19 protein-coding genes are annotated in these 26,336 nt (G+C 72.1%); 14 read left to right on the top strand and 5 right to left on the bottom strand.

The features are described from left to right. Positions 1-69 precede the first annotated feature (69 nt). Together glgB and JNO44_RS29075 are read left to right on the top strand one after the other, a co-directional pair. Positions 70-2,439 carry a 1,4-alpha-glucan branching enzyme gene (glgB, locus tag JNO44_RS29080; protein WP_240167701.1) on the top strand — a complete coding sequence of 790 codons (2,370 nt, stop codon included), beginning with the start codon at positions 70-72 and terminating at the stop codon, positions 2,437-2,439. A 221-nt stretch (positions 2,440-2,660) separates the two neighbouring features. Continuing rightward, positions 2,661-3,935: an MFS transporter gene (locus tag JNO44_RS29075; RefSeq protein ID WP_240167700.1), complete on the top strand. Its 1,275-nt coding sequence runs from the start codon at positions 2,661-2,663 to the stop codon at positions 3,933-3,935. 63 nt (positions 3,936-3,998) lie between these two features. Here JNO44_RS29075 and JNO44_RS29070 read toward each other — a convergent pair whose 3' ends face one another. After that, positions 3,999-5,399, bottom strand: a complete 1,401-nt coding sequence (locus tag JNO44_RS29070) for a cation:dicarboxylate symporter family transporter (RefSeq protein WP_205366724.1) — start codon at positions 5,397-5,399, stop codon at positions 3,999-4,001. A gap of 155 nt (positions 5,400-5,554) precedes the next feature. Between JNO44_RS29070 and JNO44_RS29065 the strand changes: the two genes are divergently transcribed. The 9 genes from JNO44_RS29065 (at position 5,555) to JNO44_RS29025 (ending at position 16,889) form a co-directional block, all read left to right on the top strand. Continuing rightward, complete coding sequence (locus JNO44_RS29065; protein WP_205366723.1) at positions 5,555-7,210, top strand: sensor histidine kinase; 1,656 nt, start codon at positions 5,555-5,557, stop codon at positions 7,208-7,210. Further along, complete coding sequence (locus JNO44_RS29060) at positions 7,207-7,887, top strand: response regulator (RefSeq protein WP_073443424.1); 681 nt, start codon at positions 7,207-7,209, stop codon at positions 7,885-7,887. The genes JNO44_RS29065 and JNO44_RS29060 overlap by 4 nt, the downstream gene beginning before the upstream one ends. Before the next feature lie 105 nt (positions 7,888-7,992). Next, the gene (locus JNO44_RS29055; RefSeq protein WP_205366722.1) at positions 7,993-9,354 is read left to right on the top strand and encodes an extracellular solute-binding protein; all 1,362 of its coding nucleotides are present in this window, start codon (positions 7,993-7,995) and stop codon (positions 9,352-9,354) included. Next, a complete protein-coding gene (locus JNO44_RS29050; RefSeq protein WP_205366721.1) occupies positions 9,351-10,208 on the top strand; it encodes a carbohydrate ABC transporter permease in 858 nt (285 codons plus the stop codon). Before JNO44_RS29055 ends, JNO44_RS29050 begins: the two co-directional genes overlap by 4 nt. Then, positions 10,208-11,071 (top strand): carbohydrate ABC transporter permease, encoded by an 864-nt coding sequence (locus JNO44_RS29045; protein WP_205366720.1) that lies wholly within the window; start codon positions 10,208-10,210, stop codon positions 11,069-11,071. The genes JNO44_RS29050 and JNO44_RS29045 overlap by 1 nt, the downstream gene beginning before the upstream one ends. Positions 11,072-11,230: 159 nt before the next feature. Further along, positions 11,231-11,941 carry a helix-turn-helix domain-containing protein gene (locus tag JNO44_RS29040; RefSeq protein ID WP_205366719.1) on the top strand — a complete coding sequence of 237 codons (711 nt, stop codon included), beginning with the start codon at positions 11,231-11,233 and terminating at the stop codon, positions 11,939-11,941. Positions 11,942-12,177: 236 nt separating this feature from the next. Next, a complete protein-coding gene (locus JNO44_RS29035) occupies positions 12,178-12,966 on the top strand; it encodes an ABC transporter ATP-binding protein (protein WP_073443434.1) in 789 nt (262 codons plus the stop codon). A gap of 120 nt (positions 12,967-13,086) precedes the next feature. Next, complete coding sequence (locus JNO44_RS29030; protein ID WP_205366718.1) at positions 13,087-15,657, top strand: ABC transporter permease; 2,571 nt, start codon at positions 13,087-13,089, stop codon at positions 15,655-15,657. A gap of 218 nt (positions 15,658-15,875) precedes the next feature. Beyond that, on the top strand, positions 15,876-16,889 hold the full coding sequence (locus JNO44_RS29025) for a carbohydrate-binding protein (protein WP_205366717.1): 1,014 nt from the start codon (positions 15,876-15,878) through the stop codon (positions 16,887-16,889). 81 nt (positions 16,890-16,970) lie between these two features. On the opposite strand, the gene JNO44_RS29020 is transcribed toward JNO44_RS29025, so the two are convergent. Next, on the bottom strand, positions 16,971-17,996 hold the full coding sequence (locus tag JNO44_RS29020; protein ID WP_205366716.1) for an ATP-dependent 6-phosphofructokinase: 1,026 nt from the start codon (positions 17,994-17,996) through the stop codon (positions 16,971-16,973). Between the two features lie 273 nt (positions 17,997-18,269). On the opposite strand from JNO44_RS29020, the gene pta reads away from it, so the two are divergent. The 3 genes from pta to pyk all read left to right on the top strand — a co-directional run bounded on the left by pta (position 18,270) and on the right by pyk (position 23,182). Further along, entirely contained in the window at positions 18,270-20,363 is a 2,094-nt protein-coding gene (gene pta / locus JNO44_RS29015; RefSeq protein ID WP_205366715.1) for a phosphate acetyltransferase, read from the top strand. A gap of 28 nt (positions 20,364-20,391) precedes the next feature. Beyond that, positions 20,392-21,627, top strand: coding sequence for an acetate kinase (locus JNO44_RS29010; protein ID WP_205366714.1), 1,236 nt, complete (start codon positions 20,392-20,394; stop codon positions 21,625-21,627). 127 nt (positions 21,628-21,754) lie between these two features. After that, entirely contained in the window at positions 21,755-23,182 is a 1,428-nt protein-coding gene (gene pyk, locus JNO44_RS29005; protein WP_205366713.1) for a pyruvate kinase, read from the top strand. A 111-nt stretch (positions 23,183-23,293) separates the two neighbouring features. Here pyk and JNO44_RS29000 read toward each other — a convergent pair whose 3' ends face one another. The 3 genes from JNO44_RS29000 to JNO44_RS28990 form a co-directional block, all read right to left on the bottom strand. Beyond that, entirely contained in the window at positions 23,294-24,472 is a 1,179-nt protein-coding gene (locus JNO44_RS29000) for a hypothetical protein (protein ID WP_240167699.1), read from the bottom strand. Between the two features lie 118 nt (positions 24,473-24,590). Continuing rightward, positions 24,591-25,184, bottom strand: a complete 594-nt coding sequence (locus tag JNO44_RS28995) for a DUF6114 domain-containing protein (RefSeq protein ID WP_205366711.1) — start codon at positions 25,182-25,184, stop codon at positions 24,591-24,593. A gap of 233 nt (positions 25,185-25,417) precedes the next feature. Further along, positions 25,418-26,035: a DUF6230 family protein gene (locus JNO44_RS28990; RefSeq protein ID WP_067346853.1), complete on the bottom strand. Its 618-nt coding sequence runs from the start codon at positions 26,033-26,035 to the stop codon at positions 25,418-25,420. Positions 26,036-26,336: the final 301 nt, after the last annotated feature.

Here is a 26,336-nt window from a genome sequence, read left to right as displayed (position 1 = left end):
GGCCCCGTCGGCCCCGCCCCGTCCGTCCGGAACCGACCGACCGATCCCCGCCCCGAGGAGGCCCCACCCGTGACCGCCCGCCCCTCCCCCGCCGCCCCCCAGAGCGGCGAGCCCGCCGCCGCACCGCCGTCCCGGCCCACCGCCCCCGTGCCCACGCCCGGCCCGCCGCCGGCCGGCGCGCGGGCCGCCGCGGAGAGCGCCGCCGGCCGCGGCGTGCGGCGGGCCGCGCCGCTGTCCGACGAGGACCGCGGGCGGCTGCTCGCCGGGGCGCACCACGACCCGCACGCGCTGCTCGGCGCGCATCCGATGCCCGGCGGACTGTTGTTCCGGGCCCTGCGGCCGGGTGCCCGGAGCGTCACGGTCGTGGCGCCGGGGCTGCGGGCGACACTGCGCGCCGAGGGGGACGGCCTGTTCGCGGGGGTGCTGCCGCTCCGGGAGATCCCCGACTACCGGCTGCTGGTGGACTACGGCGACACCACGCCGACCGTGCGGGACCCCTACCGCTTCCTGCCCGCGCTCGGGGAGTTGGACCTGCACCTGTTCGCCGAGGGCCGGCACGAGCAGCTGTGGCAGGCGCTCGGTGCGCGGGTCATGACGCACCAGGGGGTGGCCGGGACCCGCTTCACCGTGTGGGCGCCCAACGCCCGGGGCGTGCGGGTGGTGGGGAACTTCAACTACTGGGACGGCACCGGCACCCCGATGCGCTCGCTGGGCTCGTCCGGGGTGTGGGAGCTGTTCCTGCCGGACCTCGGCGAGGGTGAGCTGTACAAGTTCGAGATCACCCGGCCGGACGGCTCGAAGACGGTGCGGGCCGATCCGATGGCCCGGCGCACCGAGTGCCCGCCGGCCACCGCCTCGGTGGTGCACGCCTCGCACTACCAGTGGCGGGACGCCGCATGGATGGGCCGGCGCGGCGCGCGCCCGGTGCACACCGCGCCGTTCTCCGTCTACGAGGTGCACCTCCCCTCCTGGCGACCGGGACTGACGTACCGTCAGCTCGCCGTGCAGCTGCCCGCCTACGTCAAGGACCTGGGCTTCACCCACGTCGAGTTCATGCCGGTGGCCGAGCATCCCTTCGGCGGCTCCTGGGGCTACCAGGTGACCGGCTTCTACGCGCCCACCGCCCGGATGGGCACCCCGGACGACTTCAAGTTCCTGATCGACGCGCTGCACCGGGCCGGGATCGGGGTGCTGATGGACTGGGTGCCGGCGCACTTCCCGCGGGACGACTGGGCGCTGGCGGAGTTCGACGGCCGGCCGCTGTACGAGCCCGGGGACCCGGCGCGGGCCGCGCACCCGGACTGGGGCACGTTGGAGTTCGACTACGGCCGCACCGAGGTGCGCAACTTCCTGGTCGCCAACGCGGTGTACTGGTGCGAGGAGTTCCACATCGACGGGCTGCGGGTGGACGCGGTGGCCTCGATGCTCTACCTCGACTACTCGCGGGAGGACGGCGGCTGGACGCCGAACGTCCACGGCGGCCGGGAGAACCTCGACGCGGTCGCCTTCCTCCAGGAGATGAACGCGACGGTCTACCGCCGCTGCCCCGGCGTCGTCACCATCGCCGAGGAGTCCACCGCCTGGGACGGCGTCACCCGCGCCACGCACCACGTGGGGCCGGGCGGCTTCGGCGGGCTGGGCTTCGGGCTGAAGTGGAACATGGGCTGGATGCACGACTCCCTGGGCTACGTCGAGAAGGAGTCGGTGCACCGCAAGTACCACCACGGCGAGATGACCTTCTCGATGATCTACGCCTACTCGGAGAACTACGTGCTGCCGATCTCGCACGACGAGGTGGTGCACGGCAAGCGGGCGCTGGTGTCGAAGATGCCCGGCGACTGGTGGCAGCAGCGCGCCAACCACCGGGCGTACCTGGGCTTCATGTGGGCCCACCCGGGCAAGCAACTGCTCTTCATGGGGCAGGAGTTCGCCCAGGGCGCGGAGTGGGCGGAGGGCCACGGCCCGGACTGGTGGCTGCTGGACCCGTCCTACGAGGCGGAGGCGGACCACCGGGGCGTCCGCGACCTGGTGCGGGAGCTGAACCGCCGCTACGCGGCCACGCCCGCGCTGTGGGAGCGCGACACCGACCCGGCCGGCTTCTCCTGGATCGACGGTGACGCCGGCGAGGACAACATCTTCTCCTTCCTCCGCCACGCGGCACCGGGGCACCGCCCCGGCGGTTCGGGCACGGGGGGAGGCGGTCCGCTGATCTCGGTCACCAACTTCTCCCCCGTCGTCCGGCACGACTACCGGCTGGGCGTCCCCGGCGACGTGCCCGTCTGGCGCGAGGTCCTCAACACCGACGACCCGCGCTTCGGCGGCAGCGGCGTCGCCAACCCCGATCCGCTCAAGACCGAGCCGGTCCCCTGGAACGGCCGCCGCACCTCGATCGCGGCGGTGCTCCCGCCACTGGCCACGATCTGGCTGCTGCCCGCTTAGCGCCGGTGCGGATCCGCACCGGCTCGCGGTGGCCGGTGCGGCCGGGACGCACCCCAAAGTCCTTGGACGGTGCGGGGGGACGGCCCGCATACTCGGACCATGCCGGCTCGTGGGAGACACACCGACGTCAGTGGGCCGGGTGCGCCGACGCGCGCCTTGGGCGCCGCGGACGCCGCGGACGCCGCCGCACTGTATACGGTGGAGGGGAAGGAAGCCGCCGGGTGACCGCCTCGTCCGCCCGGGACTCCGTGTTCCGGCCGCTGCGCCACCGCAACTTCCGTCGCCTGGCGCTCGGTCGGATGGTGACGCACTGCGCCAACGCCATGGCCCCGGTCGTCCTCGCCTTCGCGGTCCTGGACATGACCGGCTCCGCCGTCGACGTCGGGCTGGTCGTCGGCGCACGCTCCGTCGCCAACATCGTCCTGGTCCTCTTCGGCGGAGTGCTGGCCGACCGCCTGCCCAAGGCCCTCATCCTGCAAGGATCGAACCTCGCGGCGGCCGCCGTTCAGATCGCGGTCGCCGCGGTGCTGTTGAGCGGCGCCGGGTCGCTGTCCGTGCTGGTCGTGCTGAGCGCGGTCAACGGCGCGGTGTCCGCGGTGTCCATGCCGGCCTCGGCCTCGTTGACGCCGCAGACCGTGCCGCCGGAGGAGTTGCGCCCCGCCAACGCCGTGGCCCGGATGGGCGTCAACACCGGCATGATCCTCGGCGCCTCGCTCGGCGGCCTGCTCACCGCGCTGTTCAGCCCCGGCTGGGGCATCGCGGCCAACGCGGTCGGCTTCACGGCGGGCGCGTTGGCGTACCACGGCGTCCGGGTGCCCAGGGCCGCGGCCGGGACGACCGCCCCGTCCCGGCCGTTGCGCGAACTGCGGGAAGGCTGGCAGGAGTTCACCGCACGGGCCTGGGTGTGGGCGGTCGTGCTCCAGTTCTTCGTGGTCAACGCGGTGGCGGCCGGCGGCATCCAGGTCCTCGGCCCGGCGATCGCCAACGGCGCCTACGGGCGCACCGCCTGGGGCCTGGCCCTCGCCACCCAGATGGCGGGCGCGCTCATCGGCGGCCTTCTGGTGGCCCGGTCCCGTTTCCGGCACGCGCTGCGCATCGGGGTGGCGGTCGTGGCGTTCGACGCACTGCCGCTCCTGGCCCTGGCCGACACCGCACCGCTCGCCCTCCTGGTGACGACGATGTTCGTCAACGGCCTCGCGATGGAGCAGTTCGGGGTCGCCTGGGACCTGTCGCTCCAGGAGAACGTCCCCGCCGACCGGCTGGCGCGGGTCTACTCCTACGACGTGCTCGGCTCCATCCTCGCCCTGCCGATCGGGCAGATGTCGGCCGGCGTGCTGGCCGAGCGGTTAGGGAACCACGCGACCCTGACGGGCGGCGCGTGCCTGGTCGCCGCCGCCACCGGACTGACCCTGTGCAGCAGGCAGGTGCGCGCGCTGACCACCACGGCCGACCGGGCGGCGGCCGAACCGGCGGTCCCCCCGTCGCCGGTGCCCTAGGGCCTTACGCCGAAGGGGCGGGCGCACCCGGCGCCCGCCCCTTCTCCCCTCCTGCGCGTCCGGTCAGACCCCGACGGACGTCTTGCCGCCGTCGGCCGGCGGGGCGGCCTCGGCGGGGGACGGTGTGCCGTGCCCGTCGGCGGACAGCGTCCGCTCGTCGAACGGCAGCCGGCCGGCCAGCACCTCGGTGACCCGGTTGCGGTCGATCTCCTTGGTCCAGGTGCCGATCAGGATGGTGGCCACCGCGTTGCCGGCGAAGTTGGTCATCGCCCGGGCCTCGCTCATGAAGCGGTCGATGCCGACGATCAGGCCGACGCCGTCGACCAGTTCTGGCCGGTGCGACTGGAGGCCGCCGGCCAGCGTCGCCAGGCCCGCGCCGGTGACCCCGGCCGCGCCCTTGGAGGCGATGATCATGAAGGCCAGGAGCGAGACCTGCTGGCCGAGTGAGAGCGGCTTGTCCATCGCCTCGGCGACGAACAGCGCGGCCATGGTCAGGTAGATGGCGGTGCCGTCGAGGTTGAAGCTGTAGCCGGTCGGGACGGTGATGCCGACGACCGGGCGGCTGACGCCCAGGTGCTCCATCTTGGCGATCAGCCGGGGCAGCGCCGACTCCGAGGAGGAGGTCGACAGGATCAGCAGGAACTCCCGGCCGAGGTACTTCAGCAGCGCGAAGACGTTCACCCCGGCGACCAGCCGGAGCAGCGTGCCGAGCACCACGACGACGAAGAGCAGACAGGTCAGGTAGAAGCCGACCATGATGACGGCCAGCGACTTCAGCGCGGCCAGCCCGGTGGCGCCGACGACCGCGGCCATCGCGCCGAAGGCCCCCACCGGCGCCGCCCACATGATCATCGACAGCACCCGGAAGACCAGCTTCTGCACATGGCCGATGCCGCGCAGCACCGGCTCGCCCGCCGGGCCGAGCGCCTGCAGCCCGAAGCCCAGCAGCAGTGCCACCAGCAGGGTCTGGAGCACCTCGCCCTGGGTGAACGCGGAGACCAGGGTGGTCGGGATGATGCCGAGGAGGAAGTCGGTGGTGGACTCGTGGCCGCCGGCGGTCTGGGCCTGGCCGGCGTGCCGGAGCGCCTCGGTCAGGTGCAGGCCGGAGCCGGGTTCCAGGAGGTTGCCGACGAGCAGGCCGATCGCCAGCGCGACGGTGGACATCAGCATGAAGTAGCCGAGGGCCAGCCCGCCGACCGCGCCGACCTTGGCCGCCTTACGGACCGAGCCGATGCCCAGCACGATGGTGCAGAAGATCACCGGCGAGATCATCATCTTGATGAGGTTGACGAACCCGGTGCCGAGCGGTTTGAGCTGGACGGCGACACCGGGGGCCGCCAGTCCGACGACGATGCCGAGCAGCACGGCGCCGATCACGGCGAGGTACAGGAAATGGGTCCGGTCCCGCTTGGCCGGTGGGGTGTCCTCGGCAGTGCCCCGGGACGACGGGATCTGTGCAGCCACGGCTGCCCTACCTTTCCTGACGGGGGTCACGGTTGTGCGCCGCTCTCGCGGCTCGCGGCGCACAACAAGTCCCGGCGACTATGCACGGCGGTGTGGCGCCCGTCACCCTTGCGTACATTTCGTTCACGTAAAAGTGACCCGGCAGACTGTTCTGTATGCGCCTCCCCCGTTTCCGCCCGTCACGGCGGCTGCGCGGCCCCCGCAGTCTCGCCGGGCAGCTCTTCGCCATGCAGGTGTTCCTGGTGGCGGTGGTGGTCCTGGGCTGCGCGGTCTTCGCGTACGTGAACGCCGAACGGCAGGCGGAGGAGACCGCCCGGCGGCAGGCGACCGCGGCGGCCACCGCCGTCGCCGACTCCCCGGCCGTGGTGGCCGCGGCCCGCACCAAGGACCCGACCGCCGCGCTCCAGCCGTACAGCGAGCACCTGCGCCGGGACGCCGGGGTCGACTTCGTCGTGGTGATGGCGCCGGACGGCACGCGGTGGACGCACCCGGAGCCGTCCGCGATCGGCGGGAAGTACCTCGGCCACATCGGCCCCGCGCTGCGCGGCGAGATCTTCCCGGAGACCCACATGGGGGTGCTCGGCCCGTCCGTGCGGGTCGTCGCCCCGGTGCGCGACCCCGGGCGGGGCGGCGCGATCACCGCGCTGGTCAGCTCCGGGATCACCATCGCCACCATCAGCCAGCAGTTGCGGGACCAGGTCCTGGCGCTGGTCGGGGTGGCCGCCGCGGCGCTGGCGCTGGGCGGCGCCGGCACATACGTGGTCAACGCCCGGTTGCGCCGGCACACGCACGGGATGAACGCCGCCGAGCTGAGCCGGATGTACGACTACCACGAGGCCGCGCTGCACGCCGTCCGCGAGGGGCTGTTGATGATCGACGGGGCGGGACGGGTGGCGCTGATCAACGACGGCGGGCGGGAGCTGCTGGGGCCGGCCGGGGACGCGGTGGGCCGGCCGGTCGCCGAGCTGGGGCTGCCGGGGCCGCTGACCGAGGCGCTGCTGGCGACCGGGCCGCGGGTCGACGAGCTGCACCTGGCCGGCGAGCGGGTGCTGGTCGTCAACTCCTCCCCGGTCTCCGACGGTCAGCAACTCGGCAGCGTCGTCACCCTCCGCGACCACACCGAACTCCAGGCGCTCTCCGGTGAGTTGGACTCCGTACGGGGCTTCGCCGAGGCGCTGCGCTCGCAGGCGCACGAGGCCGCCAACCGGCTGCACACCGTGGTCTCGCTGATCGAACTGGGCCGGGCCGAGGAGGCGGTGACGTTCGCCACCGCCGAGCTGGAGCTGGCGCAGGCGCTGACCGACCGGGTGGTGGGCGCGGTCGCCGAACCGGTGCTGGCCGCACTGCTGTTGGGCAAGGCGGCGCAGGCCAACGAGCACGGCGTGGAGCTGGTGCTGACCGAGGACAGCCGGATCGACGACGGGGTGATCCCGCCGGACCTGCCCGCCCGCGACCTGGTGACGGTGCTGGGCAACCTCGTCGACAACGCCCTCGACGCCGCCGCCCCGCCCCAGGAGCACGACGCCCCGCCGCAGGTGCGGGTCACCGCGCGGGCGGACGGCGGCGAACTGCTGCTGTGCGTCGCGGACAACGGGCCGGGGGTCGCCGCGGACACCACCGAGGAGGTCTTCCGGCGCGGCTGGAGCACCAAGCAGCGCGCCGGCGGCGACGCCCGGGGGCTGGGGCTGGCCCTGGTCGCGCAGGCGGTGCGGCGGCACGGCGGCACGATCGGCCTGGACCGGGGGCCTGAGGGCGGCGCGCGGTTCACCGTGCGGCTGCCGCTGCGGGCGGCCGCGGGGGCGGTCCGATGAGCGCCGAGGTCATCCGGGTGCTGGTCGTCGAGGACGATCCGGTCGCCGCCGCGGCGCACGCCCTGTACGTGGGGCGGGTGCCGGGCTTCGCGGTGTCCGGCACCGTGCACTCGGGCACCGAGGCCCGCCGCCACCTCGACCACCACCCGGTCGACCTGCTGCTGTTGGACCTGTTCCTGCCGGACGGCCACGGGCTCCAGCTGGTGCGGACGCTGCGCGCCGCAGGGCATGCCGCGGACATCATCGCGGTGACCTCCGCCCGCGATCTGGCGATGGTCCGCGAGGGTGTCTCGCTGGGCGTCGTCCAGTACGTGCTGAAGCCGTTCACCTTCGCGACGCTGCGGGACCGGCTGCTGCGCTACGCCGAGTTCCGCGCCACCACCGGGGAGGCCAGCGGGCAGGACGAGGTGGACCGGGCGCTGGCGGCGCTGCGCGCCCCGCGGCCGGCGGCGCTGCCCAAGGGGCTGACCGCGGCCACCCTGCGGGCGGTGACGGACGTGCTGCGGTCCGCCGCGGACGGGCTGACCGCGACCGAGGCCGCCGCGGACGTGGGCATCTCCCGGATCACCGCGCGCCGCTATCTGGAGCACCTGGTGGACACCGCCCGGGCCGCCCGGGCCCCGCAGTACGGGCAGGTCGGCCGCCCGGAGCTGCGCTACCGCTGGTCGGGGCATTGACCGGGGGTGACCGGTGACTTACTTTCAGCAGGGAGCAAGCCGTGGCCAGTTGACCGTGACCGGCCGGCCCGGGCGGGCCGGCCGCGGTTCGTTGGAGGTCGTGCCGTGCGCTCCACCACCCCCGTCGCCCTGTTCACCGCCGCCGTACTGGCCGCCGGGGCGCTCACCGGCTGCGGCAGCGGATCCGGGGCCGACCGGAACACCGTCAAGGTCGCCTTCATCAAGGACACCAACAACCGGGTGAAGGTCCGGGACGACTATGTGGCCCTGGTGGCGCGGCAGTTCGAGAAGGCCAACCCGGGCAAGAAGGTCAAGCTGATCCCGGTCCAGGCGTCGGAGAACGACTACTACACCAAGATCCAGCAGATGATGCGCTCCCCGAAGACCGCGCCCGACCTGGTCTACGAGGACACCTTCCTGATCAGCTCCGACATCAGGGCGGGGCTGCTGCGCCCGCTGGACCCGTATCTGAAGTCCTGGGACGGCTGGCGGCAGTTCGAGCCGTCCGCGAAGGCCGCGGCCCGGGGGCAGGACGGGCGCACCTACGGCGTCCCGGACGGCACGGACACCCGCGGGCTGTGGTTCAACCGGACGGTCTTCGCCAAGGCCGGCCTGCCCGCCGACTGGCACCCGCGCACCTGGGACGAGGTCCTGGACGCGGCCCGCACGATCAAGCGGAAGGTGCCCGGGGTGATCCCGCTGAACGTCTTCACCGGCAAGGGCGCGGGCGAGGCCGCGGTGATGCAGGGCTTCGAGATGCTGCTCTACGGCACCGGGCCGGACCAGCTCTACGACCCGGCCGCGAAGAAGTGGGTCACCGGCACCCGGGGCTTCAGGGACAGCCTCCGCTTCCTGGACACCGTCTACCGGGAGAAGCTGGGCCCGGAGGTCTCGGACGCGCTCAGCCCCAACATCCAGACCAATGTGGCCGCCGAGCTGCTGCCCGAGCAGAAGCTCGCCATCGACCTCGACGGCTCCTGGCTCGGCCAGCAGTGGCAGAAGACCGGCGGCACCCCCTGGCCGCAGTGGGCCCGGACGCTGGGCCAGGCGCCGTTCCCGACGCAGGCCGGCGCCCCGCCCGGCCGGGTCAGCCTGGCCGGCGGCTGGACCTGGTCGATCCCCGCCCGGGCGCCGCAGCCGGCGCTCGCCTGGAAGCTGATCGAGACCTTCCAGTCGAAGGCCAACGCGCTGGAGTGGTGCACCCGGGGCGCCCAGCTCGCCGTCCGCAAGGACGTCGCAGCCGATCCGCGGTACCTCACATCCGTGCCCGGGATCGGCTTCTTCACGCAGCTGGTCGCGGTGAGCCGGTACCGGCCGGCGCTGCCGGCGTACCCGCAGGTCGCCGCCGCGATCGGCGAGGCGACGGAGGCCGTCACCGCCGGTGACGCCACGCCGGAGCAGGCCGCCTCCCGCTACGACGACACGGTGCGCTCCCTGACGGGCGGCGCCGTCCTCACCAAGCCGTGATCCGCCGGCTGCTGCGCTGGTCGCCGCTGGCGCCGGCCACCGTCCTGCTGCTCCTCTTCCTGGCCGGCCCGGTCGGCTACTGCGGCTACCTCGCCGTCACCGACACCCAGCTCACCGGCCAGGAGTCGGCGTCCTTCGTCGGCCTGGCCAACTTCCGGCACGCGCTGGCCGATCCGGAGTTCCGCAACGCGGTGCTGCTGACCCTGGTGTTCACCGTGGTCTCGGCGCTGCTGGGCCAGAACACGCTGGGGCTGGCGCTGGCCGGGCTGCTGCGGCGCGCCTCGCGGCCCGTGCGGACGGTGACCGGCGCGGTGGTGATCACCGCCTGGGTGCTCCCGGAGATCGTGGCCGGCTTTTTGCTGTACACCTTCTTCGAGCGGCGCGGCACCCTCAACGCCGTGCTGGCCTGGCTCCATCTGCCCACCCAGGACTGGCTGTTCACGCTGCCGATCCTGGCGGTGTCGTTCGCCAACGTCTGGCGCGGCACGGCGTTCTCGATGCTGGTCTACTCGGCGGCGCTGGCCGAGATCCCGCAGGAGGTCACCGAGTCGGCGGAGGTGGACGGCGCGGGCGGGCTGCGGCGGCTGTGGCACATCACGCTGCCGATGATCCGCCGCTCCATCGGCACCAACCTGATGCTCAACACCCTCCAGACGCTCTCGGTGTTCGGGCTGATCTGGGCGCTCACCCGGGGCGGCCCCGGCAACCGGAGCCAGACGCTGCCGGTGTTCATGTACGACCAGGCGTTCGTGAAGTCGCTGATCGGGTACGGCACGGCGGTGGCGCTGCTGCTGCTCGTGGTGGGCGCGCTGTTCTCGGCGGTGTATCTGCGGCTGCTGCGGGAGGAGGTCTGATGCGGAGCGGGCGACGGCGCCGGGCGCGGTGGCCGCTCGCGCGGCGGGCGGTCCGGCGCCGGGCGGCGGCCGACGCCGCGCTGCTGGTGGTCGCGGTGGCGTTCGCGGTGCCGCTGGCGTGGCTGGTGCTGGCGTCGCTGGACGAGCGGGCCACGCTCCGGGTGCGGCTGCCCGCCGCCCCCACGCTGCACAACTTCTCGGCGGTGCTCACCGACGAGATCACCTTCACGCCGATGCTCAACAGCCTGCTGATCTGCGGCGGTGCGACGCTGCTCACGGTGGGCTGCGCGGCGCTGGCCGCCTACCCGCTGTCCCGCTTCCGGTCCCGCTTCGCCCGGCCGTACCTGCTCACCGTGCTGTTCTCGGCGTGCCTGCCGGTCACCGCGATCATGGTGCCGGTCTATGCGCTGTTCGTCCGGGTGGACCTGATCGACACCCGGTACGGCACCGCGCTGTTCCTGGCCGCCGCCCAACTGCCGTTCGCGGTCTGGCTGATGAAGAACTTCATGGACGGGGTGCCGGCGGCGCTGGAGGAGGCGGCGTGGACCGACGGCGCTTCCTGGTTCCAGACCCTGCTGCGGATCATCCTGCCGCTGATGGGTCCCGGCCTCTCGGTCGTCGCGGTCTATACCTTCATCATGATGTGGGGGAATTTCTTCGTCCCGTTCATGCTGCTGCTCTCGCCGGAGCAACTCCCGGCGTCGGTCAGCATTTTCACTTTCTTCGGGAATTACGGCGCGATCGCCTTCGGGGAACTCGCCGCATTCTCCGTCCTGTACTCGACACCGGTGATCCTGCTGTACATCCTTATCTCCAAACGGCTGGGCGGCGGCTTCACCCTGGGCGGCGCCGTGAAGGGCTGACCCGCCACCGCGAAGCCGCTGGCCAACGGCATGATCGGCGAGAATTGCCGGGAAACGGCCGAAAGCCAGCGCGGGCACGGCGGAAACTCCGTAGCTTCCTCCAACCGGCAAACTTGGATATCCACACGATAGGAGTCCGGCCACCCCGTCACTTACCGTGTGCCGGTGAACACGCACGATGGGGATGCAGTCAGGCCCCCTTTCAACGCCGCCGCCGCCCGCCGGCTGCGCGAGGCCCTCGGCATGACCCACGCGCATGTCGCCTACGGAATCTGGGCCGCCTATGGAATTCGGCTGGAACCGGCGGCGGTGGCCTCCTGGGAATTGGGGGAGGGCGCCCCCACCGAGGCCGAGCTGACCGCGCTGGCCGGCGCCCTGTGGTGCGCCCCCGCCGAACTCCTCGGCGCTCCCCGCACGCTCCGCGAATTCCGGCTGACGCTCGGTCTGGCGCCGGCCGACCTGGCGCTGCGGATCGGCATGGACCAGGCGGCGTACGAGCGGCTGGAGGCCGGTGGGCGGTGGACCGGCACCGACCGGCAGGCCGCGACGCTGGCCGCCGAGCTCAGGCTGCCGCTGCCCGCGCTGATCCGCTTCACCGGCCAGCAGGCCCGGCTCGTGGAGCTGCTGACCAGCGCCGCCACCACCCGCTGGCAGGGGTACGTCCGCCCGGTCGGCAAGCTCGCGCCGCTGCCCAAGGAGCGGCTCCAGCAGGCCCTCCAGGAACTGCACGAGGAGTACCACGCGCGGATGACCGCCTCGCTGAGCTGGACCGGTGGGGACGCCCCCGGCGAGGCCGGGCGGGCCGGCCGGGAGTTCCTCGACGACATCGCGGCGGAGTTCTGGCGGCGGGTCGGCGAAGCGGCTCCCTGACACCGCGCGGGCCCGGACCCTGACGCGTCCCGTCGGTCTGCGGGCGGACGGCCGTCCGCCCTGAGGAGGACGCCGGCTCCGACTGTGGCACTTCCGGCCGGTGCGGCTTTCGGTCCTTCCGGCCGAAGAATGGGCTGACCTGCGGCATCGAAGATGGGGACAGCGCTTTGCGAGGCCAGTGGTGCTGGCTGCCGCACTGTTCGCGCCGTCCGTCCCGTCGCCCCCCAGGAGTTGTGGTGCCGCACACCGCCGTCCCCCGTCCCGCCTTCCCCGCCCACGCCACCACGGCCGTCGCCGCCCGGGCCACGAGCCTGAGCAAGGTCTACGGCCAGGGCGAGACCCAGGTGGTCGCCCTGGACTCCGTCGACGTGGAGTTCGAGCGGGCCCGGTTCACCGCGATCATGGGGCCGTCCGGATCGGGCAAGTCCACGCTGATGCACTGCATGGCCGGGCTGGATTCGATATCCACCGGTTCGGCGCGGATCGGCGACGTGGAACTGGCCGCGCTGAACGACAAGCAGCTGACCCGGCTCCGCCGGGACAAGATCGGCTTCATCTTCCAGGCGTTCAACCTGCTGCCCACCCTGACCGCGCTGGAGAACATCACGCTGCCGATGGACATCGCCGGCCGCCGCCCGGACCGGGAGTGGGTGAGCCGGGTCGTGGAGACCGTCGGCCTGTCGGGGCGGCTCGGGCACCGGCCGTCGCAATTGTCCGGCGGCCAGCAGCAGCGGGTCGCGGTGGCGCGGGCGCTGGCCGCCCAGCCGGAGATCATCTTCGCGGACGAGCCGACCGGCAACCTCGACTCCCGCTCCGGCGCCGAGGTGCTGGGCTTCCTGCGGGAGTCGGTGCAGGCGATGGGCCAGACGGTGGTGATGGTCACCCACGACCCGGTCGCCGCCGGCTACGCGGACCGGGTGATCTTCCTGGCCGACGGCCACATCGTGGACGAGCTGCGCGGGCCGACCGCGGACACCGTCCTGGACCGGATGCGCATGTTCGACGCCAAGGGCCGTACGAGCTGAGGGCCGTACGCGCCTCCCGCCCGAGCCCCGGGCCCTCCCCGCCCCCGGCCGGTGCCAGACCCCAGGCCGGACCCGGCCGACCTCCAGGACCCAGCCCACCTCCAGGACTGAACACCCACCATGCTTCGTACAGCTCTGCGCAACATCGTCGCGCACAAGGCCCGCCTGATGATGACCGCGCTCGCGGTCGTCCTCGGTACCGCGTTCGTCTCCGGCACGCTGATCTTCAGCGATACCGTCGGCGCGGCGTACCGCAACGCCATGTCCAAGAACCTCAAGGACGTCGCCGTCTCCGTGCAGTCGGCGTCCCCCCGCAACGCCGACGGCGACGGCGAGGAGCCGGCGGACGGCCGGCGCGACAGCGCCCTGACCGACCCGCTCGCGGACCGGATCCGCACGCTGCCGGGCGTGGCGTCCGTACGCCCGTCCCTGTCCGGCGACACCATCGTGGTCGGCAAGGACAACCAGCCGCTCGGCCGTGAGTGGGGGAACCGCGGCGTCAACTACGTCCCGGACCGGGACGGCAAGGACAGCCGCTACCCGCTGCGGGAGGGCCGCGCACCGGCCTCCGCCGGCGAGCTCGCGCTGGACGCCAAGTCCGCTCAGCGCGGCGGCTACGCGCTCGGCGACACCGTGCGCTTCGCGACCGACGGCCCGGCGCTGACCAAGAAGCTGGTCGGCATCGTGGGCACGGATGACCCGCAGGTGACGTCGGGGGCCAGCCTCGCGCTCTTCGACACCAGCACCGCGCAGAAGCTGTTCCTGCACCCGGGCCAGTACGACGAGCTGGTGGTCACCGCCAAGCCCGGCGCCGACAACCAGGCACTGACCGAGCAGGTCCGCACGCTGCTGCCCAAGGACCGCGCCGTCGCCACCAGCGGCACCGAACTCGCCTCCCAGGAGGCCAGGTTCATCACCGAGAGCACCAGCTCGCTGACGAAGATGCTGCTGACCTTCGCGGGCATCGCGCTGTTCGTCGGTGTCTTCATCATCGCCAACACCTTCACCATGCTCATCGCCCAGCGCAGCCGCGAGATCGCGCTGATGCGCGCGGTCGGCGCCTCCCGTCGTCAGGTGGTGCGCTCGGTGCTGGCCGAGGCGGGCCTGCTGGGCCTGGCCTCCTCGGCCGTCGGCTTCGCGCTCGGCCTGGGGATCGCGGTCGGCCTGCGTCCGCTGCTGAACGCCACCGGCGCCGGCTTCCCCGACGGCCCGTTGGTCCTGCGCCCGTCCGCGGTGCTCACCGCCCTCGGCGTCGGGGTGCTGGTGACCGTGCTGGCCGCCTGGCTTCCGTCCCGCAAGGCGGCCAGGATCGCTCCGATCGAGGCGCTGAGCACCGTCGAGGCGCCGCCGGCCCAGCGCGGCCTGGTCCTCCGCAACACCCTGGGCGCGGTGGTCACCGCCCTCGGAGTGGCGGCCATGCTGTACGTCTCCACGCAGAAGGACAGCGGCGCGCTGACCATGGCCATGGCGGGCGGCGTCCTGACCCTGACCGGCGTGATCATCCTGGCCCCGCTGCTGTCGCGTCCGCTGGTGGCACTGGCCGGCAAGGTCACCACCCGCCTCTTCGGCGTCACCGGAAAGCTGGCCAAGGAGAACGCGCTGCGCAACCCGCGCCGCACCGCCGCCACCGCCTCCGCCCTGATGATCGGTCTCGCACTGATCACCGGCATGACGGTGGGCGGGCACTCCGTCCAGCGCGCCACGGACGAGATGGTCGCCAAGGACCTGAAGGCCGACTACAAGGTCACCTCCTCCCACTTCGACGGGATCGACCCCCAGCTCTCGAAGAAGGCGGCGCGGGTGTCGGGCGTCGAGGCCGTCGTCCCGCTGCGGCAGGTCGGCCTCAGGACGACGGGCGACGGGTTCCTCTCCCTCACCGGCACCGACCTGACCCAACTGCCCAAGGTCACCGACGTCCGGTTCGAGCGCGGTTCCTACGACGCCGTACGGGGCAACGGGATCGCGGTGTCCCGCACCAAGGCCAAGGAGCTGGGCTGGAAGGTCGGCGACACCGTCGAAGCGGAGTTCTTCAGCGGCAAGGCCAAGAAGCAGAAGCTGACGATCACCGGCATCTACCAGGACAACGGGATCGTCCGCGACGCGCTGGGCGCGGCATCCCTGATCGACCCGCACAAGAAGCCGTTCAAGGACGACGAGGTGCTGGTCAAGGCCGCCGACGGCGCCTCCGCCGGTCTGGGCAAGGAGATCCGCGACGCCCTCGGCAACAGCCCGCTTCTGAAGGTCCAGGACCGCGACGCGCTGCGCAACCAGGACGCCGGCGCCATCAACACCATGCTGAACATGATGTACGGGCTGCTCGGCATGGCCGTGGTCATCGCGGTCCTGGGCGTCGTCAACACCCTGGCGATGTCGGTCTTCGAGCGCACCCGCGAGATCGGCATGCTCCGCGCCATCGGGCTGCCCCGCACCGGCATCAAGCAGATGGTCCGTCTGGAGTCGGTGGTCATCTCCCTGTTCGGCGCGGTGCTCGGCATCGGCGTGGGTGTCTTCCTCGCCTGGGCCGGCGGCAGCATGACCGCCAACTCCCTCCCGACGTACGAGATGGTCCTGCCCTGGGGCCGGTTGGCGCTCTTCTTCGGGATCGCCCTGGTGGTCGGCGTCCTGGCGGCCGCCTGGCCCGCCCGCCGCGCCGCCCGTCTGAACCCGCTGGAGTCCATCGGCGCGCAGTAGTCCCGTACACCCGGCGCCTTCACCCCCGGTCCCCGCTCCTCAACTGAGGGGCGGGGACCGGGCGTTGCGCCGGATCCCTTGACACTCCCCACGCTGTCATGGACATTCCATTAGACCCCCGTTGGTCCAGGCCAGCGCAGGCGCACGCACTCCGGCGCAGGTCAGCCCAGGCACGCCCGGACCAGCCCGGGCCACCCCCCACAGGCCCTGGAGGAATCGTGGACAGCCCCGGACGCAGAACCGCTTCCCGAGCACGATCCCGTTCGCCCCGCACCGCCCTGACCCTCGCCGCCTCGGCCCTCACCGCCCTGGTGACGGTGGCCCTGGCCGCCCCCGCCACCGCCACCACCCACCCGGCCGCGGCCCGGACCGCTCCGCCGCCCTCCCCCACCGCCCCGCACACCGGCGTCGTCATCGGGGCGCGCACCCCGGCCCGCACCCCGGGGCGCGAGCACGCCGCCCGTACGTTCCTGGCCGGGCGCCGCGCCGTATCCGGCCCGGCGTGGACGCACCACCCCCGACTCCCCGGCAGTCGGCCGACCGCCGCGGCACCCCGGGCGGGCCAGGTCACCCACAACTGGTGGGGCGTCTTCCCCCAGCCCGGTACGCATGACGGCATCATGGCCACCCACACCGTCGACCCGTCCTACACGGTCACCGACGCCGACAACGTCACCTACGCGCCCACCACCAAGGCCCAGAACTCGTGCATGGAAGTGGTGACCGCGTACACCAACACCGGCAACGAGATCTGGGCGTGGGACTGGTGCGGGACGGTCGGCCCGGCCAAGACCGTCCCGATCGACGACGCCTTCCTGAAGAACTACACCCCCGGCAACGGCGGGCCGGCCGCGTACAGCGTGCAGATGGTGCGGGACGACAACGCCGCCAACCGCTGGTCGGCGTACCTCTACAACTACCGCACCGCCGCCTGGGACCTGCTGTTCCGGCAGTCGGGCACGGACCAGAGCGGGCTGGACCACGGCTGGGACATGTTCGAGATCTATGCGAGCGTCGACCCGGCCACGGGAGAGGGGTACTACTGCACGGAGGCGCAGCACACCAGCTTCGACAGCAGCGCCGTGCAGCTGCGCAGGAACGGCGCCTGGAAGCCGGCGAGCCCGTCCGACTCGCCGTGGACCGACACCGCCCCCGATCCGAACGCGTTCCTGTGCCCGCCGCTGAAGTTCGTCCAGGCGGGCGCCGACGACCACTGGACCGTCCATCAGTAGCCGGAAGAACGGGCAACTCCAGGAAAACGGGCGGCGCACCTCAACGGTGCGCCGCCCGTGCCGAGTTGACGAGAACGTCCGTCAGAAGACCGACTCGGCCTCGTCCATGCGGTCCGCCGGGACCCGCTTGAGCTCGGTGATCGCCTCGGCCAGCGGGGTCATGACGATGTCCGTGCCGCGCAGCGCGGTCATCTGCCCGAAGTCACCGCGGTGCGCGGCCTCGACCGCGTGCCAGCCGAAGCGGGTGGCCAGCACCCGGTCGTAGGCGGTGGGGGTGCCGCCGCGCTGGACGTGGCCGAGGATGACCGGGCGGGCCTCCTTGCCCAGGCGCTTCTCCAGTTCGTGGGCGAGGGCGGTGCCGATGCCGGAGAACCGCTCGTGGCCGAACTGGTCGATGGCACCCTTCTTGTAGTCCATGGTGCCGGCGAGCGGGTGGGCGCCCTCGGCGACGCAGACCACCGCGAACTTCTTGCCCCGGGCGAACCGCTCCTCGACCATCTTCACCAGGTCGTTGACGTCGAACTCGCGCTCCGGCAGGCAGATGCCGTGGGCGCCGCCGGCCATCCCGGACTCCAGCGCGATCCAGCCCGCGTGCCGGCCCATGACCTCGACGACCATGACCCGCTGGTGCGATTCGGCAGTGGTCTTGAGGCGGTCGATCGCCTCGGTGGCCACACCGACGGCGGTGTCGAAGCCGAAGGTGCGGTCGGTGGAGGAGATGTCGTTGTCGATCGTCTTGGGGACGCCGACCACCGGCATGCCGGCGTCGGCGAGCATCCGGGCGGCGGTGAGCGTGCCCTCGCCGCCGATCGGGATCAGGACGTCTATCCCGTACTCGCGGGAGAAGTCCTTGGCGCTCTCGCACGCCTCGCGCAGCCGGGCGCGCTCCAGGCGGGCGGAACCGAGGATGGTGCCGCCGCGGGCGAGGATGCCGCTGACCGCGTCCAGGTCGAGCTTGCGGAAGCGGCCGTCGAGCAGCCCCTTGAAGCCGTCCTCAAAACCGATGACCTCGTCTCCGTGGCCGGCGAGGGCGCGGTGGACGACGGACCGGATCACAGCATTCAGGCCGGGACAGTCGCCGCCTGCGGTGAGGACTCCGATACGCATCGTGCTGTGTCTCCTGTGCTCGCTGTCGGTTCGTGTGAGCCGGTCCGATTGTTTCACGGGTTCGTCGGTGCAACCCCGACCCCGGCCGCATGAGGGGACCACCCCCCACTGTCCCCGCCCCGGCCCCCACAGGGAAACTGGGAGAGCGACTTAGCTATCCGCGCAGGTATTGTCAAGAGGGGCAAGCCCAGAATAATGGCTCATTTTGACCTTGTGAGCAGGGAAAACTCGCGAGCAGGCGCCTCGCGGCCATCGAATGGACGGAGACCACGCGTGACCCGCAGCGTGTACGTGACCGGTATCGACCGCGGCGACGGACGCCAGGTCGTCGAGCTGGGAGTCATGGAGCTCCTGACCCGCCACGTCGACCGGGTGGGAGTGTTCCGCCCGCTGGTCCACGAAGGCCCCGACCGCCTGTACGAACTGCTGCGGGCCCGCTACCGCCTCGCCCAGCCCGCCGACTCCGTCTACGGCATCAGCTACGAGGAGGCCGCCGCCCTCCAGGCCGAGCGCGGCACCGACGAGCTGGTCTCCCGGCTCGTGGACCGCTTCCACCAGGTGGCCCGGGAGTACGAGTACGTCCTCGTGCTGGGCTCGGACTACGCCGACACCAGCCTCCCGGACGAGCTGGCGCTCAACGCCCGGCTGGCCAACGAGTTCGGCGCCGCGGTGATACCCGTCGTCGGCGGTCAGGGCCAGGAGGCCGAGTCGGTGCGCGCCGAGGCCCGCAACGCCTACCGCGCCTACACCACGCTGGGCTGCGACGTCGTCGCGCTGGTCGTCAACCGCGTCGCGCCTGAGCAGCGCACCGCGATCGTCGAGCGGCTCGCCGCCCGACTGCCGGTGCCCTGCTACGCGCTCCCCGAGGACGGCTCGCTCTCCGCACCGACCGTCGGCCAGATCGTGCAGGCGCTGGGCGCCGAGATCCTGCTCGGCGACGACTCCGGGCTCGCCCGGGACGCCCGGGACTTCGTCTTCGGCGGTGCGATGCTGCCGACCTTCCTCCAGGCGCTCACCCCCGGCTGCCTCGTGGTGACGCCCGGGGACCGCGCAGATCTGGTCATCGGCTCGCTCGCCGCGCACAGCGCCGGCGCCCCGTCGATCGCCGGCGTGCTCCTCACCCTCCATGAGCGCCCCGGCCCGGACATCATGGCGCTGGCCGCCCGCCTGGCGCCCGGCACCCCGGTCGTCTCGGTACCCGGCGGGTCCTTCCCGACCGCCGCCGAGCTGTTCGCCATCGAGGGCAAGCTGAACGCCGCCTCGCCGCGCAAGGCGGAGACCGCGCTCGGCCTGTTCGAGCGGCACGTGGACACCGCGGAGCTGACCGACCGGGTCTCGGTGGCCCGCTCCGGCCGGGTCACGCCGATGATGTTCGAGCACGAGCTGATCGAGCGGTCCCGTGCCGGCCGCCGCCGGGTCGTCCTCCCCGAGGGCACCGAGGAGCGGGTGCTGCGCGCCGCCGACGTGCTGCTGCGCCGCGACGTGTGCGACCTGACGCTGCTGGGCGAGGAGGAGGCGATCCGCAAGCGCGCCGCCGACCTGGCCATCGACCTGGCGGACGCCCAGATCATCGACCCGCAGACCTCCGCGCTGCGCGAGCGGTTCGCCGAGCTGTACGCCACGCTCCGCTCCCACAAGGGCGTCAGCTACGAGCTGGCCTACGACGTGGTCGCGGACGTCTCCTACTTCGGCACCCTGATGGTGCAGGAGGGCCTGGCCGACGGCATGGTCTCCGGCGCGGTGCACTCCACCGCCGCCACCATCCGCCCCGCCTTCGAGATCATCAAGACGCAGCCGGGCGCGCAGATCGTCTCGTCGGTCTTCTTCATGTGCCTGGCCGACCGGGTGCTGGTCTACGGCGACTGCGCGGTCAACCCGGACCCGAACGCCGAGCAGCTGGCCGACATCGCCATCCAGTCCGCCACCACCGCCGCCCGGTTCGGCGTCGAGCCGCGGATCGCGATGCTGTCGTACTCCACCGGCACCTCCGGCTCCGGCGCCGACGTGGACAAGGTGCGCAAGGCCACCGAGCTGGTCCGCGAGCGGCGCCCGGACCTGCTGGTCGAGGGCCCCATCCAGTACGACGCGGCGGTGGACGCGGCAGTCGCACGGACCAAGCTCCCGGACTCCGAGGTGGCAGGCAAGGCCACCGTGCTGATCTTCCCGGACCTCAACACCGGCAACAACACCTACAAGGCCGTCCAGCGCTCCGCCGGCGCGGTCGCGGTCGGCCCGGTCCTGCAGGGCCTGCGCAAACCGGTCAACGACCTCTCCCGCGGTGCCCTCGTCCAGGACATCGTCAACACCGTCGCCATCACCGCGATCCAGGCCCAGGGCGCCGAGCCCGGCGCCGGCCACACCGCCTGACCTCCTCCCCCCACCGGAAAGCCCCTTCATGACTGCCAAAGCCACCCGCGTCCTCGTCCTCAACTCCGGCTCCTCGTCGCTGAAGTACCAGCTGCTCGACATGGGCGTCGCCCGGTCGGGCAGCGGCTCCGGCGCGGCCCGGCTCGCCGTCGGCCTGGTCGAGCGGATCGGTGAGGAGACCTCGCGCCTGGTCCACACCCCGCTGGCCGCCGGCGGCGCCACCCGCGAGACCACCGGACCGATAGCCGACCACCAGGCCGCACTGAAGGCGGTCGCGGACGAACTGGCCGCCGACGGCCTCGGCCTGGACTCCCCGGAGCTGGCCGCGATCGGGCACCGGGTGGTGCACGGCGGGCTGAAGTTCACCGCGCCGACCGTCATCGACGACGCGGTGCTCAAGGAGATCGAGCGGCTGGTGCCGGTGGCCCCGCTGCACAACCCGGCCAACATCACCGGGATCCGCACCGCCCAGGCGCTGCGCCCCGACCTCCCGCAGGTCGCGGTCTTCGACACCGCCTTCCACACCACGATGCCGGAGCACGCGGCCCGCTACGCCATCGACGTGGCGACCGCCGACGCGCACCGCATCCGCCGCTACGGCTTCCACGGCACCTCGCACGCCTACGTCTCCCGCCGCACCGCGGAGCTGCTCGGCAAGGCGCCGGAGGACATCAACGTGATCGTGCTGCACCTGGGCAACGGCGCCTCCGCGTCCGCGGTCCGTGGCGGCCGGTGCGTGGACACCTCCATGGGCCTGACCCCGCTGGAGGGCCTGGTCATGGGCACCCGCTCCGGTGACATCGACCCGGCGGTGACCTTCCACCTCAAGCGGGTGGCCGGGATGTCCGCGGACGAGATCGACGAGCTGCTCAACAAGAAGAGCGGCCTGCTCGGGCTGTGCGGCGACAACGACATGCGGGAGATCCGCCGCCGGATCGACGGCGGCGACGAGCGCGCCGCGCTCGCCTTCGACATCTACATCCACCGGCTGAAGAAGTACATCGGCGCCTACACCGCGGTGCTCGGCAAGGTCGACGCGGTGACCTTCACCGCGGGCGTCGGCGAGAACGCCGCCCCGGTCCGGGCCGCCGCCGTCGCGGGCCTGGAGGAGCTGGGCATGGCGGTGGACGCCTCGCTCAACGCCGTACGGTCCGACGAGCCGCGGCTGATCTCGCCCGACTACGCCCGGGTCGCGGTCGCCGTGGTCCCCACCGACGAGGAACTGGAGATCGCCCAGCAGACATACGCCCTGGTCACCGCCTAGTCCGGCGCTGGCCCGCGGATCCCGCATCGGGACCCGCTCGCTCCGCTCGCGTCGCCTCGCGTCGTCTAAAGGGCCTTTGAAGCAGAGCGAAATATTCCGCTCCGAAACAAACCGATAGGATCGAGACATGCGCCGTTCCAAAATCGTCTGCACCCTGGGCCCCGCCGTCGACTCCTACGAGAAGCTGAAGACGCTGATCGAGGCCGGTATGAACGTGGCCCGCTTCAACATGAGCCACGGGACCCACTCGGAGCACGAGGAGCGGTACCACCGCCTCCGCAAGGCCGCCGAGGAGACCGGCCGCGCCGTGGGCGTGCTGGCCGACCTCCAGGGCCCCAAGATCCGCCTGGAGACCTTCGCCGACGGCCCGGTCGAGCTGGTGCGCGGCGACGAGTTCGTCATCACCACCGAGGACGTGCCCGGCGACAAGCACATCTGCGGCACCACCTACAAGGGCCTGCCCGGCGACGTCTCCAAGGGCGACCCGGTCCTGATCAACGACGGCAACGTCGCCCTCCAGGTCGTCGAGATCGACGGCCCGCGGGTGCGCACCATCGTCATCGAGGGCGGGGTCATCTCCGACCACAAGGGCATCAACCTGCCCGGCGCCGCGGTGAACGTCCCGGCGCTGTCCGAGAAGGACATCGAGGACCTGAAGTTCGCCCTGCACATGGGCTGCGACATGGTCGCGCTGTCCTTCGTGCGGGACGCCAAGGACGTCCAGGACGTGCACCGCGTCATGGACGAGGTGGGCCGCCGGGTCCCGGTCATCGCCAAGGTCGAGAAGCCGCAGGCGGTCGCCAACATGCAGGAGGTCGTGATGGCCTTCGACGCGGTGATGGTGGCCCGTGGCGACCTGGCGGTGGAGTACCCGCTGGAGAAGGTCCCGATGGTGCAGAAGCGGCTGGTCGAGATGTGCCGCCGGAACGCCAAGCCGGTGATCGTCGCGACCCAGATGATGGAGTCGATGATCACCAACTCCCGGCCCACCCGCGCCGAGGCGTCCGACGTCGCCAACGCCATCCTCGACGGCGCGGACGCGGTGATGCTCTCCGCGGAGTCCTCGGTCGGCCAGTACCCGATCGAGACCGTCAAGACGATGTCGAAGATCGTCGAGGCGGCCGAGGAGGAGCTGCTGTCCAAGGGCCTCCAGCCGCTGGTGCCCGGCAAGAAGCCGCGCACGCAGGGCGGCGCGGTGGCCCGCGCGGCCTGCGAGATGGCCGACTTCCTGGACGGCAAGGCACTGGTCGCCTTCACCAAGTCCGGTGACACCGCCCGCCGGCTGTCCCGTTATCGCGCCACCCAGCCGATCCTGGCCTTCACCACCGACCTCGCCACCCGCAACCAGCTCACCCTGAGCTGGGGCGTGGACAGCTTCGTCGTCCCGCACGTCGACAACACCGACGCGATGGTCGACCTGGTCGACGCCGAGCTGCTCAAGCTCAAGCGCTACAGCGAGGGCGACACCATGATCATCACTGCCGGTTCGCCCCCCGGCGTCCCCGGCACCACCAACATGGTCCGGGTGCACCACCTCGGCGGCGAGCGCGCCTGACGCGCCGTCCCCGGACGCACGAACGGCGGTGGGCCGCCCCCTTGATCAGGGGGCGGCCCACCGCCGTTCGTGCGGCTCCCGGAAAGGTCGTACCGGATCCGGCCGGGCCGGTCAGTCCTCGATGGACACCCGCATGCCCGGGACGTGGAGGTTGCCGCCGAACTGGCCCGCCTGGTCCAGCTTCACCTTGCTGAAGTAGGCGAACGGGACGTTGAGCGGCGGCGGGTGCTCCGGGTCGAAGACGATCGGGATCAGCCCGAAGAGATTGCCCTGCAGCCGCTCGGTGTACAGCGTCACCTTGCCGCCGCGAATGGTGGACGTGGAACCCGGGGTCGACCGCACGTGGTAGTGCTTGCCGGACGCCGGATCGTCGACGATCTGGTGCAGGTCGCCGATGTCGATGCTGTCCGCGGTGAACTTCAGGGCCTGCTTGGTGTGGCCGTCCTGGGTCATGACGTTGACCACCCCCGCGTAGTCCAGGCCGCGCAGGGTCAGCCCGCTGGACTCCAGGTGCCAGGGCAGGTTCGGCAGGGTGTCGGGCGTCTGCTCGTCCGTGCCCTTCTGCTTGTTCTCGACCACGCAGGGGAACGCCGGCTTGCCGCTGGAGTCCTTGCCGTCGAGCCCGCCGCCGGGCAGGGCGTTGTCGACCGTGCCGACGGCGCCGTGCACGGTGTCGTTGACCGCCTTCGAGGGGTTCTTGAGCGCGTCGCCGACCGGCTTGGTGACCTCGTCCAGGCCGGGCCCGGAGCCCTGCGACGACGGGTCCGGCGACGGCGACGGGGTCTTCGTCGCGGACGCGGACGGCGAGGGGCTCGGCGAGGCGGACGGCTCCGCGGTCTTCTTGTGCACGCCGAAGAGGTCGCCGAGCGCATCGCCGATACCGCCCAGCAGTCCGCCGTCGTCCTTCTTCTCCGGGGTGGCGGAGGGCGACGGGGTCGCGGAGGCGGACGGCGCGACCGGCTTGGTGCTCCCCGCGTCCTGGCCGGCCGACGGCGACGGCGAGGCGCTGGGCTTCGCGGACGGCGTGCCGTCCTTGGCGGTGTCCCCGGCGGTGTCCTTGCCGCCGCCCTTCGCCGCGTCCTTGGTGTCCTTGGTGTCCTTAGTGTCCTTGGCGCCGTCCTTGGCCTTGGCGTCCTTGCCGGACGTGTCCGGGGCGGTGACGCACGGGCCGTTCCTGAAGGGGCTCTCCGGCGGCGCCGGCTTGGCTATCGCCATCTGGGGCGTCAGCCCCATCCCCATGAGGACGGCGGACGGCATCGCCGCGATGGCGATCGCCTTGCCCGCGGGCACATGCAGGCGGCTCAGCAGCGGCTTTCGGGGTGCCGCGTGCTTCGGCCCGTCCCCCGCGCCTGGACGGCGCGGGGGGACTCTCCTCGCCCCGGCGGCTGCCCCGTCGTCATGCAGCTCGTCACCCGGCACGGTGCCTCCCGTTCGTTCCGTTGGTCGGGCTCGTTCCTGACAGGTTGTCCAGTCCGTTGCCCAACCCGGGGCCACCGGCCGCCGGTGCGGGGTTGGTGGCGAGGGGGGTCCCCCCACGCCGTTCAGGCGTGGGGGACGGCCCGACGACGCGGTCCGGTTCACCGGGCCCCTCCTCGCTCTGCGCGGGCCGGCCCGGCGCCCAGGAGACGCTCAGCGCGCCGCCGATCAGCCCCATCAGGAAGCCGACCACGAGGCCGCCGAAGTTCGAGACGACGATGGAGACCAGCGCCAGCAGGATCGCGGCGACGCCCGCGAAGACCCGCGAGGCCGGCTGGAACCACATGGTCAGGCCGAGCACCACCAGCAGCACGCCGATGATCAGCGAGCCGGCGCCGGCGGTGGTCGCCATGCGGACGGTGAGCGACCCGATGGTGAGGTTCGCGTAAGGGAGATACATGATCGGGACGCCGGCCAGGATGGTCAGCAGTCCGCCCCAGAACGGGCGTTGTCCGCGCCACTCCCGGAACGCCTGCCGCTTCCCGCCTCGGGTCTCGTTCGGCTCAGGTCGCTGTTCCGCGCTCATGCGCCAGCCTCCTTGCGGTCGGCGGGCCCACATCCGCGCCGCGCGTACGTGTTGTTGACTCTCCCCCAGCCTCCGGCCGGGGAGGAGACCCCCGTGCTCCAGTCACTCATGTCGTCCGGCTCCTCGGGACTGGCAAATCGGTGGTTCTGCAGGCACTTCAGCGCTACCGGGCACACGGGCACGGGGAACGGCTCGCGCCGTACAGCTCTCCCCGCGCCCGCACGCTCAGCGCATCAGTAGCACTCGTTCTTGCCCTTGCTGACGCTCATCTTGAGGCCGCTGAGCTTGAAGGTGCCGGCCGTGGTGGCCCAGGCACGCTGCTGCACCTTGGTCAGCGTGGCGGTGTCGGCCTCCTGGGCGAAGGAGCCGGGGTCGGCCTTGTCGCCCTTCTTGATGCCGGGGCCCTTGGACGTCGAACCCGCCGCAACACCGATGTTGATGTTGTTGAAGGTCGCGTCCGCGTTCAGCTGGTCCAGGTCGATGTAGAGGTTCTTGGCCTCCACCGGGTCCTTGCCGCCGCCGGCCTGGAGCTTCATCGACACGTCGCCGAAGAGCGGGACGGGCACGACGACGGACTGGCACAGGTTACGGATCTTGGCGGTGCTGAACGCCGAGACCGCCACTGGGACGTTCGTGCCGTTCTTCTGGGCGTCGACCGCCCCGTACTGGACGAAGCCGGTGCCGTCCAACCGGTCCGTGCTGACCTTGAACTGCTGGCCGGACACGCTGAACGACGCCGCCAGGGCACCCTGCGAGAGGGCGACGCCGATCGCGGCGGTGGCCGCGACACTCGGCACCATGACGACGGCGAACCGCTTCCATCTGGTCCCGCCACGAGTCAGGGACTCCATGACTTTCCTCCTTCTCGGACGTACATCTCCAGTACGCGCCGCCTCCGTTGAAGGCAGCCGTACCTGGGATGGGAGAAGTGCTACGTCCTCGGGAAGGAGAGCGCCCGTCTCGGAGGCACAGCGTGTATCCGAATACCGGCGATCACCCCCGAGCGACAACCACTGGCCACGCTCTCGCGCAACCTCACCGGACAGGCCCCGCCCAAGGGCAGAGACCCCCCTGTCCGCGGTCGGCGCCACTGCCGCCGACCCACTCGGTGGGGACCCAAGTACCCCGCGGCGCCGACCGGATGCCGGGCTG

Source organism: Streptomyces noursei (genome assembly GCF_016917755.1).
Taxonomy (GTDB): domain Bacteria; phylum Actinomycetota; class Actinomycetes; order Streptomycetales; family Streptomycetaceae; genus Streptomyces; species Streptomyces yunnanensis.
The sequence above is the reverse complement of the archived record's forward strand: the minus strand, read 5'-3'. Positions and strand labels throughout refer to the sequence as shown.

What these genes read in the sequence shown, in the direction of transcription:
- JNO44_RS29065 (WP_205366723.1), top strand. Translation starts at nt 5,555, where the DNA reads ATGCGCCTCCCCCGTTTCCGCCCGTCACGGCGGCTGCGCGGCCCCCGC.
- JNO44_RS29060 (WP_073443424.1), top strand. Translation starts at nt 7,207, where the DNA reads ATGAGCGCCGAGGTCATCCGGGTGCTGGTCGTCGAGGACGATCCGGTC.
- JNO44_RS29045 (WP_205366720.1), top strand. Translation starts at nt 10,208, where the DNA reads ATGCGGAGCGGGCGACGGCGCCGGGCGCGGTGGCCGCTCGCGCGGCGG.
- JNO44_RS29030 (WP_205366718.1), top strand. Translation starts at nt 13,087, where the DNA reads ATGCTTCGTACAGCTCTGCGCAACATCGTCGCGCACAAGGCCCGCCTG.
- JNO44_RS29020 (WP_205366716.1), bottom strand. Translation starts at nt 17,996, where the DNA reads ATGCGTATCGGAGTCCTCACCGCAGGCGGCGACTGTCCCGGCCTGAAT.
- JNO44_RS29010 (WP_205366714.1), top strand. Translation starts at nt 20,392, where the DNA reads ATGACTGCCAAAGCCACCCGCGTCCTCGTCCTCAACTCCGGCTCCTCG.
- pyk (WP_205366713.1), top strand. Translation starts at nt 21,755, where the DNA reads ATGCGCCGTTCCAAAATCGTCTGCACCCTGGGCCCCGCCGTCGACTCC.
- JNO44_RS28995 (WP_205366711.1), bottom strand. Translation starts at nt 25,184, where the DNA reads ATGAGCGCGGAACAGCGACCTGAGCCGAACGAGACCCGAGGCGGGAAG.
- JNO44_RS28990 (WP_067346853.1), bottom strand. Translation starts at nt 26,035, where the DNA reads ATGGAGTCCCTGACTCGTGGCGGGACCAGATGGAAGCGGTTCGCCGTC.